The organism is Chloroflexota bacterium, from assembly GCA_016219275.1.
Taxonomy (GTDB): domain Bacteria; phylum Chloroflexota; class Anaerolineae; order UBA4142; family UBA4142; genus JACRBM01.
This window is the reverse complement of sequence record JACRBM010000030.1, coordinates 1-10,878: the sequence shown is the minus strand read 5'-3', so window position 1 is coordinate 10,878 and position 10,878 is coordinate 1. Positions and strand designations below refer to the sequence as shown.

Here is a 10,878-nt window from a genome sequence, read left to right as displayed (position 1 = left end):
TGCCAGTGCCCCAATTGACACCCGAAAGCGCACGTCAACTGATCGTCACGCATTTGGTCAATCGCGCGCGCTCGACGAGCAGTCGTTTGCGTGCCCATCAAGCACACGACGATTCATCCTAATCTGACATTGTCAAAGTACATACCCCTCTTTGAACTCATCGCGACAGAAAACTGGACAATGAATCCGCTTCGACAGCTCATGTGCAAGAGTGGTTTTTCCTGAACCTGGTCGCCCAGTTACTACAATAATGAATGGTCTGCTCATATTTGCAAAGTGCTCCGCTCGGTGCCCAACGGTTTGCATTAGCGGCGGCTGGGCAGGCGTGGACTCTGCTTGGGAGCTGGATTCTGCTGAGGCGTGGAAAATGCCTGTAAATCGCGCAGACTCCCAGCCGTCCGCTGCTCGCTGTGTTAGCTGGCTTTATGCCCAGATCAGTACTTTTCATGGGCAGCACGTCAATATTTCGGAGTCGAGCCTGCGCATACTCTTGTTATGGTGTTTGCGCGGGCTGGTTGAAATGCAGAAACAAGGTCGCGCAATCTCGCTAGCATGTTTCGCTGACCTTGCTGGTCACTCTAGTATTTTCCAGAAAGAATCCTTGCGGATGATCTTCCCCTGAGCGAACTCAAGCAGGTCAACTCCCCGCACTTCGATGTGTTGCCCTGACGTAGATGTGCCAGTAAGTGTCCATTCAGAGACACCGAAATCGCTACAGGTCCAGTGCTGATCGTCCCCATAATGCACATCCGGAATCCCTTCAAATCGTTTTGCCAAGCCTGCCCGCACCTCCTTCTTCCCGACATAGCGATCGCCACGAGGATTGGCGCCTCTTGGCATGTAGAAGACGCAGTCATCTGCGAAATAGCCCATGATGGAATCTAGATCGTGGAGATTAAATGCTTCCAGGAAGCCCTTCAACAACTGAATAGTCACATGCTCGGACATTGGGAACCTCCATGTGCGATACCGGACTGAGAAAGAGCCAGCCAGCTATTTATTAGCCCGCGATTTTGCAGTCTAATCCGCCCTCTGAGGTGATTAGTCTGCAATGCAAGTCAATCCTCAGTGGTTTGTCCAGCCGTTTTGTTTTCGTCAGCAGAATCGCGCGATCAGTTGCGTGTCCCGACGATGTACTTTTCGAGTTCGCCAATCAGAAATTCCTGGTTGGCGATCAACGACTTGACCACATCGCCAATCGAAACCAAGCCGACCAATTTGTTTTGCGCCAGCACCGGCAAATGGCGCACACGTTTGGCGGTCATCAGCGCCATGCAATCTTCGACCGTTTGCTCCGGGCTGACATAGATCACGTTCGTCGTCATGATTTCGCGGACGCGCGTTGTTTCGGTGATCTTGCCTTGCAGCGCGACCTTGCGCGCGTAGTCGCGCTCGGATAAAATGCCGACGACCTGATCGCCGTCGAGCACAAGCAACGCGCCAATGTCCTTTTGCGCCATCAGTTCGAGCGCGGCATACACCGTTGCGTCGGGCGCGATAGACCACAAGGCGCTTCCCTTGGTTTGTAAGAGTTGAGCGACAATCATTGTCATTCCTCCTTTGTTCGAGTGGAACTTCCCAGAGTTTATTTATCTCTGCTCCTGTTGTCAAGAGATATAGCCGAGGTCTTGCAAACGCTCCATCACTTCGCGTTCTTCTTCATCCGAATATCCTTCCGTCGTCGTCGCGCTCTTTTCCGATGTGCCGCCGTACTCGACCGCGCGCGTATCAGCAAGCGCCTCACTGAGTACGCGTCCATCCATATCTGTTGGCACGGGCAAGCCCATCAAGTGCAAAATCGTAGGGGCAAGGTCAATCAACTGTGCACCGGAAAATTCGCCGGTACTTTTTACGCCCGCGCCGTTCGCGATGAAAATGCCGTTCATCCGATGCGACGACGACACGCCAAACGACGGCTCGATAATCTTGTTCGACCCGAATTCAAAATCGCCGAAGGCAATCGTTTCGAGATTGCGCGGCAGGAACAAAATGTCCGGCGCTTGGTCAAGATGCACGCCGCGATAAATTTCTTCCTTCTTCCAGATGTGTTCGACGAGCGGCGCGCCATCGCGCGACCTTAATTCGCGTAGACAATTGATTACATCCGCGCGCACACGTTCATATTCGTCGCCCGGAGAAACAATACCTTGCGGCTCGCGCCCGCGCCGGTTGATGTGAACTTCGCCGATGTACCCGATCGAGTACGCGGTTGTGCGCGACCAGTCCACATCTGCGAACGAGAGGAAAAATCGCTTGAGCAGTCCGCGCCCGCCGCGTCGCTTATCGAGCGTTCGCCGCAACTTGCCGAGTCCGAACGCGAGCAAAATGTTGTACACAAAGCGCGGTGTCAGTCCCAGTTGAAACGCGACGCGTTTGAGTTGTGATGCGAGGTTCGGTTTGAATTTCATAAAGCCGCGTTGCGCGAGCAGGTTGTTGACGTAGAGAAAATTGCGAACGGGACCGTGACCATGATCGGACATTAGGATGACGGAGGTATCTGTCACCCCTGCACTTGCGTGCAGTGCAGGTGTGACAGATAATAGTCGCGCAAGCAATCCATCAATGTGTTGATAGATTTCGAGAATGCCGTCGCGGAATTTCGCCGCTTCGGCTGGGTCGTGTTCGTGGTGCGTTGCATCGTACGACGACCACAAGCCGTGCGACACCGTATCCGTTTCCGGAAACACGAGGACGAACAAATCCCAGGGATATTTTTGCAAAAGATATTCGGTGGCGCACACACGTTGATTCGCCGAGTGCTTGAGCGCGTCAAGAAAAATGTCGCCGCGACCCTTTGAGTACACTTCGTCCGAATAAACAATGTACTCGCCAATGGCAGATTTGATTTCCTCCGCGAGTTCCTTCGGGAACGTATAATTCTCCGCGTTACGCGGCGTGAGCATTCCAGTGACGAGCAAGCCATTGACCGGTTGGGGGGGCCACGTCACCGGCACATTCATCACGATCACTTTTTTGCCGGCATCGCCAACCAAATCCCAGATCGCTTTGCCATCGCGATCCAGTGCGGAGACCGGCGCGAGGTCGTACGAATCATCGCGGCGTTGCATAAAATCGAACAAGCCGTGCGCGCCGGGATTTTTGCCGGTCATAAACGACGACCACGCGGACGCCGTGACCGGCGGTACCGTCGAGCGCAGTTCGCTGAACGCGCCATTCCCCATCAATTTTTTGAATGTTGGCAATTTACCTTGCGCGATGAACGGCTTGATCAGATCGAACGTCGCGCCATCGAGACCAATGCAAACAACTTTAGACATTTCTCTCTCCAATTTTGGTGAAGGCATTATAGAAACGTTGCATACATCGGTCAAGTGGCTTATAATCGCGCGCGGTGAATCTCTGTTCGAGGAGGCGAAATGAAAATCCGTCCTGAGTTGGCGCTGACGTACGACGATGTGTTGCTCGTCCCGCAGTATTCCGATGTCTCCACGCGCAAAAAACTCAACACCCAAACGCGCTTGACCCCAAGAATCACATTACAGATTCCAATTGTCTCGGCGAACATGGACACCGTAACCGAAAGTGAAATGGCAATCGCGATGGCGCGCGAGGGCGGCATCGGCATCATTCATCGTTTTATGAGCATCGAGGATCAGGTCGCGCAGATCGCGCGCGTGAAAAAATCCGAATCGTTCGTCGTGGACGAGCCGATCACAATGCGCCAATCGAACACGGTGGGCGAAGTGAAAGAGATGGTCGAAGAGACCGGCACGGGCGGGATTTTGGTTCTCGACGACGCGCGACATCTCGTCGGGATCGTGACGACGCGCGATTTACTTTTCGAGAATAACGACGCGCGACCGATTGCCGATTTGATGCAACGCCAGGTTGTCACCGCGCCGCCAGATACGACGCTCCACGAAGCCGAACACATTCTGCACGAACACCGCATTGAAAAGTTGCCGCTTGTGGATGCCCACGGTCGTGTGGTTGGACTCATCACGATGAAAGATATTCTCAAAGTTGTGCGTTTTCCGTTGGCGACCAAAGACACGCGCGGACGCTTGGCGGTCGGCGCGGCAGTCGGTGTGCGTGAGAAAGAGTTGAAACGCGTCGAGCGTCTGCTCTCCGCCGGCGCGGACTGCATCGTCGTAGACATCGCGCACGGCGATTCCGCGCTCGAAATCGAAATGATCAAGAGCATCCGCCGGCATTTTCCAGCCGCGCAAATTATCGGCGGCAATGTGGCGACTGCTGAAGGCACGCGACGTTTGATGGACGCGGGCGCGGACGCGATTAAGGTCGGCGTGGGACCAGGTTCGATTTGTATCACGCGCGTCGTCGCTGGGTCGGGTGTACCGCAACTGTCGGCGGTGATCGAATGTGCGGACGCCGCCCGTGAGGCAGGCATTCCAATCATCGCGGATGGCGGCATCAAAAGCGCCGGCGATGTCGCGAAGGCGATTGCCGCCGGCGCATCATCGGTGATGATCGGCAGTCTGCTTGCCGGCACGGACGAGAGTCCTGGGTTGATGATGACGCGCAAAGGACATCGCTACAAAACGTCGCGCGGGATGGCGTCGGCGCAGGCGAACGTCGCGCGAAAAGCGCGCGAGGGTGAAGGGGACGTGACCCAGGAAGAAATTGACGAGTACGTCTCCGAAGGAGTCGAAGCCGCGGTGCCGTATCGCGGCAAGGCGCGTGAAATCCTGGGACAACTCGTCGGCGGATTGCAGTCGGGGATGAGTTACAGCGGCGCGCACTCGATTGCGGAATTGCAGGAGAAAGCCGAGTTCGTCCGCATGACCTCCACTGGGTTGCGTGAATCTCATCCGCACGATGTCGAGGTGTTGTAATCAAAAACCTGGAAGGTTTCTAGAACCTTCCAGGTTTTTTCTATCGCGTCAACAATTGGAATGTGATAAAGAATCTGACGTGATAGTTTGCCGTCATCGCCAGTCCGCTAATCTTGTCACTCGGCGCGCCTTCAACTTGGATGGGCCAGCCGTTGGCAAAGAAAGAGTAATTGCAGTTACACATATCGGTGGGGGATTTCTCGACGCCGATGTCATTCGACGCCGCACGATTACCGTCAGGTCTGGTCACCAGCAAAGGCGCGCTCGTACGTGCGCCGTTCGCGTCAATCAAACTCACCCAGATACCTTGTTGGTCATCTCCCCCCGGTAGATTTTGGCAATAGTCGTGCTTGTCGCGTAGGTCGCAGTAAATGGCTTTGACCACACGCCAATACTTTTGCCCCGACGCCACGTTGATCGGTTCGTACTTGACGCCGCCGGGCCAACTGCTTGGATAACCTGGAATCCAGTTCGTACCCACCGGCACGGTGGTGCGTGTCGCGGTCGGGCGGCGCGTTGCCGTGCGCGTTGGCGTGATCGTTGGGCTGGGTGTGAGCGTCGGCGTGGCGGAAGGAATCATCGTCGGCGTGCTGGTGGGGGTCAGCGTGAGGGTGCGCGTCGGCGTCGCGGTGCGCGCAATTCGCGCGAGTTCAGGACCGGTCACGCCGAGCGCTTCCGCGAGTTGCGCGAGGTGCGCGGCGGACGGATCGTTATTTAACGCGTAATTGCGCGCGAGAATTGCAACGCGGTCGCCGATTTTGGGATCCTTGATTTGGCGCAGACGTTCTGCGGCGCGATCTAGATCACCGTCAACCGCGAACGTGTTCGCAGTCAACACGATCAATTCTTCTTGCGCCTCCGCGCGGAGATCGCTAACGTCTACATTGCTCGCCTGGAGGGGCCACAACGTCAAGCCCAACCATACCCCAAATCCCAAGCCGCCGATCAATCCCAGCATCACGATGGATGCCGCCGCCAACAGCGCAATTCGTGTTTTTTTCAATCCTGCTCCTTGAAGATGCAGATCATCCTTGCGAAGGTTTCCAGTCGCGTTGCCGAAGCATCGCACAAACCCTCGCAAGGATGAGCCGTCACGTTATTTGCGTGACACGGAACGTCGCCAGGTCACGCGGAAGTTGACGTGACGCTTGAGCGGCAGACCCAGCCCGATGACGCGGTCGCACGGCAACCCCTCGATCCATGCCGTGTATGGTCCGGTCTCGCCGTCGTTCGGTGTAAACGATTGCCACAACGGGATCGTCGTTTCGCCGCGATCATTCGTCACTGCGTCGGTTTGATTATCGCTCCATCCTTGCCACACGCGTTGATGGGCGACCGGTTGTTGTAGTTCATCGAGTACTGTGTAGAAAATATGATGACTGTCGCCCGATTCGCCCGGTCCCTCGTACACCGCGCTGACCAATCGCCAATACGTTTCGCCGCGTCGCGTCTCCGCAAGTTCAACCGATACATTCAACGCGTCGAGGCGAAAGTCCCATTCGACATCGAACGGCAATTCGACGCGTTCAATCTCCGGCATCGGCGCGACAATTTCGACCGGCTCGTCGGTTGCTTCGACCGGCAGTGTTTCATCCGGGATTTCTTCGATGAGTGGTGGCGGCTCGGGCACAGACACTTGTGGTCCTATTTGCGATTCAATTGGGGCGAATCCAGGTTCTGCCGCGCGCTGCGGCGGCAATTCAATCGGCGATTCAACCGGCGCGATGCTGGGCTCAACCGCGCGTGGTGGCGGTGGCAACTCGACCGGCGATTCGACCGGCGCGATGCTGGGTTCAGCCGCGTGTGATGGCGGCGGCAACTCGATTGACGATTCAACTACGCGCGGTTTAGGTTCAACGCTTGGCTGGGACGCGCGCGTAGGCGTTGGCGGCAGTGGCACATCGGAGAATAGATTCGCTAACCCAGGGCGTTCGATTCTTTTTTCCGGCGGCGCGGGTGGTTTGCTCGGTTGTACTGCGATGGGCGGTGTGGGTTGCATTCCTGGCAAACGTCGCGCGAGGTTCGGCATCGCTTTGACCGCGTCCACGACCGGCAAACATTCGCCAATCTCGGCTCTGGGTACGGCGATTTTTGGAAAGCCGTCAAAGCCATCGGTGCCGTTTTGAAATGCGTCGCGCCAGTACGCACCGTACCACGCATCTTGCTCGCGTCCAAGCGTACCCACCAGCGCGCACGCGGTCGCGGCGAAATAATAATCCGGCGCTTGGCGTTGCATCCAGTCAAACATCGCGACGGTCAGGTCGCGTTGCAGCGCGGGTGTGACGCGTGGGTAGCGCGGATAATCGCGCCGACCGATCTGATATCCGCCCTCGGTGCTGATGATCGGAATTGAGCGCCCCAGGTATTTCATCGCGAGCGCGTTATAGTACTCGAATTCGCGAAAACACGCGTGCTCTTGCTGAATCGTTTGCGTCGGCGCAAGGCGCGCCGCGCGCAGCGCGTTGATTTCATCGCGCGATTCCGCGCGGTTTTGCGAATTGTTCCACCATGCCCACTCGGTGAACGCGCCATGCTCGTACTGTTCGCGCGTCAACGGCTGACCCAAGTGATTGACCGGGTGTTCCGGAAATTCGAGTGGACGGTTCATCCCCGCATTGTGCAACGCGATCCAACATCCTTCCAAGAGAATCTTTTGCCGACCGAGCGCGGCGAGCGCGCCCATCACATCCAAATTTCCGCCGCCACTGATCGCGGGCAAGCCGGGCAGCCCCCCCGCTTCGAGAATCACGCGCGCATCGAACAACCAGTTCAGCGCGACGAGTTTTGCGGCTTCGAGCGCGTTGGGTGGCATCGCGCTATGTTTCCATTCGATGCTGCGATTCGGTTCGTTGTTCGTTTCAAAATAGCGCACGCCCAGCGCAATGAGTTTGCGAATCGTTTCTTCTTCCGCGCGACCCAGGTGTCCTGGGTTTGGTTCGGGCGAATCGTTGGGGGGAGGGTCGCGGCGTAGAATGCGGACAATCGGAAAAATTCCCGCCGCGAGTAATTTTTCGCAAAAGGGAATACTGCTGCCATGATCGTCCACGACCTTGAACCATTTGATGCCGAGTGCGATGAGTTCGTTAATCCAGAAATCGTATCCCGCTTCACCGCCCGACCAATCGGCGTTCAAACTGCCGTGAAGACCTCGACCGTTGTCACTGGGAGGGCGCGGCATGTCTTTTAGGTCTATCGGCATTCGACTGTCTCCACAATCATTGCAAATAGCGAATTGCGAATCGCGAATTGCAAAAATCGAAAATCAGAAATTAAAAATCCAAAATTCCTAATCGTCCACGCGCCAGTTGCCGAGCGCGCGTTTGTATTCGTCGAGTTGAGCATCCGGAATTCTGATGTACGTGCCGTGCGCTTCGGCGGCGAGGGTGCCATCGGGCAAACGAATTTCGCCGTATCCTTCGATCAAGCGCCCGGTTTTATTTTTGATTTCACCTTTGAGTTTGAGCGGCGCGTCAATCGGCACCGGTTTGCGAAAGCGAACCTCAAGTTTCGCGGTCATGCACCACAAGTCGCTGGCAATCGCGGTGCGCCCGATCAGTTCGTCGAGCATCGCGGTGACGAGTCCGCCGTGCATCACGCCCGGATAACCCTGGTGTTCCGCATGCGGTTCATAGTCGGCATACACGCAGCCGTCCCCATCCGAAAAAAATTGCATTCGCAAGCCGATGGGATTATCGCGTCCGCAAACAAAGCACATGCTACTGTTGGGTTGTTTTTCCATTCGCCGTCTCATCCAACACGCTTGCCAGTTTGTTTTGCAATTCATTCGCGAGTGGCGCGCCGCGCTTGACTTTGCGGAGCGTTTCCTTCAAGTCGTCTGCGCGCACGACGGGCAGTGCCGCGTCGTCAACATCAAGTTTCACCCGCGGATCGCTGAACACGACGTAGCCGTCCACCGGTACGAGCGCGCCATTGGCGACCTGGCTCGTGATGAATTCTTTCATCTTGGTCACGTCGCGATCTAACTCACGAATCGGATCGCCGAGCGCGGCTTGTCCCATCCCGCCGATCAATCGTCCCCAGTGCCACTTGCGATTCCACTTGCCGTTCTGACATGTGATCGCGCCGTCCTGATTTTTAACGAGAAAAACCAGCACGCCGAGCGGCGTAACGAGAACATGCGCCGCGGGAAGCAGGAAATTGTAGAGATGATGTTTGTTGTCGAAACCCTTGAGCGCGCGTTCGAGCGCGTGATCGGCGCGCGGCTCTTTGATCCACGCGTTGCCGAGCGTCGAGCCGACGTACGCGAGCATAAAGCCGACGAGCAGGGTCGCATACGCGAACGCGATATAGTTGGCGTTCGATATATTGACGATGACTAGCGAGCCGAGCAAAATTCCGAGCGAGCCAAACGTCGTGTAGCGCGCGATCTTAACCTGTCGCGCAATCAGTTTTTCGTTCGTCGTTGTTCGCATGATGATTCCTTTTGTTGCTCCTCGTGAGAAACGAAGAGCGGGATTATTTTCCGGTGTAGCGCGCCATCACGAGGCACGCGTTCTGTCCGCCGAGTCCAAACGAATTCGAGATGAGAATGTTCACGTCCGCTTCGCGTGCGACATTCGGCACATAATCGAGATCGCACGCCGGGTCGGGCGTTTCGTAATTCATCGTCGGATGGATGCGCTGATCGCGCAAGGTCATCGCGCAGGCGACGGCTTCGAACGCGCCTGCTGCGCCCATCGAATGTCCGACCATAGATTTTGTCGAACTGATCGGGATTTGGTACGCGCGTTCGCCGAACACGTTTTTGACCGCGAGCGTTTCGCCCGCGTCGTTGAGCGGCGTGGATGTGCCATGCGCGTTGATGTAATCCACCTGGTCAATCGTCACGCTGGCATTTTGCAACGCTTGGCGCATGACCTGGGTCGCGCCGATGGATTGCGGATCGGGCGCGGCAAAGTGGTACGCGTCCGAGTTGCACGCCGAACCCAGGACTTCGGCGTAGATTTTTGCGCCGCGTGCGCGTGCGTGATCCAGGCGTTCGAGGATAAGAACTGCCGCGCCTTCGCCGAGGATGAACCCGTCGCGATCTTTGTCGAACGGGCGACTGGCGTGCGCGGGATCGTCGTTGCGCGTCGAGGTGGCGCGCATGACGCCAAAGCCGGCGAACGCGATACCGGAAATAACCGCTTCCGCGCCGCCGGTGATGACGACATCGGCGGCGCCGTGACGAATCCACTCGGCGGCATCACCGATAGCTTGCGTGCCCGACGCGCACGCGGTCGAGATCGTCGAGTTGGGTCCGCGCGCGCGCACATGATTCGCGATGTAAAACGCCGGCATGTTGGGCAGCAGAAATGAGGAGAGGAGCGGGCTTACTCGGTCGGGACCTTTTTGCAAAAAGACCGCGTGCTCTTGCACACCTTCGACAAAGCCGCCGATGGCGCTGCCCATCAACACGCCGACGCGCGTGCTTTCGTTAAAGTGTGGATTGATCCGCGCATCCTTCACTGCATCCAGCGCTGCGGCAACCGCGAACAAGGTCGCGCGTCCCAGGCGACGCGCTTCTTTCGAATCGTAGTAACGACGCGGATCAAATCCCTTGACCTCTGCCGCGATGCGGGTGCGGTACGGCGCCGGGTCGAACAAGGTGACGGGCGCAATCCCAGATTTTCCGGCGAGCAAGTTCTGCCAAAAATCTTCGGCGCTCAAACCAAGTGGCGTGATCGCGCCCATGCCGGTGATAACGACGCGGGGTGGACGCGCGCGCGCATGCGCCGCAAGTTGCTCCAGCTCTGCTGGGGTGAGCCGTCGGTCGGTGAGCATTTCAATCGGCGGCATCGTCGGCGTTTCAATCAAACCCATTCACTTCTCCGTCGGAATAAATGTATGAAAGTAGTTTACCAATGTCAGAACTAGACCTTCCAGGTTTCCAAAACCTGGAAGGTCTCGATAACCTATTTAGTTCTTGTTGGAAAATGTGAAATAGCGTAGTTTGCCACAGGCCACCGAGGGAGTAAGATTGGTATTGCCGAATACCATCCTAACCCTCGGAGGCCAGCATGATTATAGAACGATACGAACGTCCTGTCGATTTCACCGC

General features: G+C 56.7%; 10 protein-coding genes. 1 reads left to right on the top strand and 9 read right to left on the bottom strand.

The annotated features are described in order from the left end of the window. Nucleotides 1–132: 132 nt before the first annotated feature. From HY868_06135 to HY868_06120, 4 genes are all read right to left on the bottom strand, one after another. A complete protein-coding gene (locus HY868_06135) occupies nucleotides 133–306 on the bottom strand; it encodes an AAA family ATPase (GenBank protein ID MBI5301695.1) in 174 nt (57 codons plus the stop codon). A 267-nt stretch (nucleotides 307–573) separates the two neighbouring features. After that, nucleotides 574–948, bottom strand: coding sequence for a nuclear transport factor 2 family protein (locus HY868_06130; protein ID MBI5301694.1), 375 nt, complete (start codon nucleotides 946–948; stop codon nucleotides 574–576). Between the two features lie 164 nt (nucleotides 949–1,112). Next, nucleotides 1,113–1,553 carry a CBS domain-containing protein gene (locus HY868_06125; protein MBI5301693.1) on the bottom strand — a complete coding sequence of 147 codons (441 nt, stop codon included), beginning with the start codon at nucleotides 1,551–1,553 and terminating at the stop codon, nucleotides 1,113–1,115. A 54-nt stretch (nucleotides 1,554–1,607) separates the two neighbouring features. Then, on the bottom strand, nucleotides 1,608–3,278 hold the full coding sequence (locus HY868_06120) for an alkaline phosphatase family protein (GenBank protein MBI5301692.1): 1,671 nt from the start codon (nucleotides 3,276–3,278) through the stop codon (nucleotides 1,608–1,610). Nucleotides 3,279–3,377: 99 nt separating this feature from the next. On the opposite strand from HY868_06120, the gene guaB reads away from it, so the two are divergent. Next, nucleotides 3,378–4,817 carry an IMP dehydrogenase gene (guaB, locus tag HY868_06115; GenBank protein MBI5301691.1) on the top strand — a complete coding sequence of 480 codons (1,440 nt, stop codon included), beginning with the start codon at nucleotides 3,378–3,380 and terminating at the stop codon, nucleotides 4,815–4,817. A 40-nt stretch (nucleotides 4,818–4,857) separates the two neighbouring features. Here guaB and HY868_06110 read toward each other — a convergent pair whose 3' ends face one another. From HY868_06110 to fabF, 5 genes are all read right to left on the bottom strand, one after another. Next, entirely contained in the window at nucleotides 4,858–5,820 is a 963-nt protein-coding gene (locus HY868_06110) for a hypothetical protein (protein ID MBI5301690.1), read from the bottom strand. Nucleotides 5,821–5,913: 93 nt separating this feature from the next. Then, nucleotides 5,914–8,016 (bottom strand): hypothetical protein, encoded by a 2,103-nt coding sequence (locus HY868_06105; GenBank protein MBI5301689.1) that lies wholly within the window; start codon nucleotides 8,014–8,016, stop codon nucleotides 5,914–5,916. 87 nt (nucleotides 8,017–8,103) lie between these two features. After that, a complete protein-coding gene (locus tag HY868_06100) occupies nucleotides 8,104–8,556 on the bottom strand; it encodes a PaaI family thioesterase (protein ID MBI5301688.1) in 453 nt (150 codons plus the stop codon). Further along, the gene (locus HY868_06095; protein MBI5301687.1) at nucleotides 8,534–9,250 is read right to left on the bottom strand and encodes an NERD domain-containing protein; all 717 of its coding nucleotides are present in this window, start codon (nucleotides 9,248–9,250) and stop codon (nucleotides 8,534–8,536) included. The genes HY868_06100 and HY868_06095 overlap by 23 nt, the downstream gene beginning before the upstream one ends. A gap of 43 nt (nucleotides 9,251–9,293) precedes the next feature. Continuing rightward, nucleotides 9,294–10,601 (bottom strand): beta-ketoacyl-ACP synthase II, encoded by a 1,308-nt coding sequence (gene fabF, locus HY868_06090; protein ID MBI5301686.1) that lies wholly within the window; start codon nucleotides 10,599–10,601, stop codon nucleotides 9,294–9,296. Nucleotides 10,602–10,878: the final 277 nt, after the last annotated feature.

Bases quoted from the DNA above. Each gene is read 5' to 3' on its own strand.
- fabF (MBI5301686.1), bottom strand. From the start codon at position 10,601: ATGCTCACCGACCGACGGCTCACCCCAGCAGAGCTGGAGCAACTTGCG.
- guaB (MBI5301691.1), top strand. From the start codon at position 3,378: ATGAAAATCCGTCCTGAGTTGGCGCTGACGTACGACGATGTGTTGCTC.
- HY868_06135 (MBI5301695.1), bottom strand. From the start codon at position 306: ATGCAAACCGTTGGGCACCGAGCGGAGCACTTTGCAAATATGAGCAGA.
- HY868_06100 (MBI5301688.1), bottom strand. From the start codon at position 8,556: ATGGAAAAACAACCCAACAGTAGCATGTGCTTTGTTTGCGGACGCGAT.
- HY868_06130 (MBI5301694.1), bottom strand. From the start codon at position 948: ATGTCCGAGCATGTGACTATTCAGTTGTTGAAGGGCTTCCTGGAAGCA.
- HY868_06105 (MBI5301689.1), bottom strand. From the start codon at position 8,016: ATGCCGATAGACCTAAAAGACATGCCGCGCCCTCCCAGTGACAACGGT.
- HY868_06125 (MBI5301693.1), bottom strand. From the start codon at position 1,553: ATGACAATGATTGTCGCTCAACTCTTACAAACCAAGGGAAGCGCCTTG.
- HY868_06120 (MBI5301692.1), bottom strand. From the start codon at position 3,278: ATGTCTAAAGTTGTTTGCATTGGTCTCGATGGCGCGACGTTCGATCTG.
- HY868_06095 (MBI5301687.1), bottom strand. From the start codon at position 9,250: ATGCGAACAACGACGAACGAAAAACTGATTGCGCGACAGGTTAAGATC.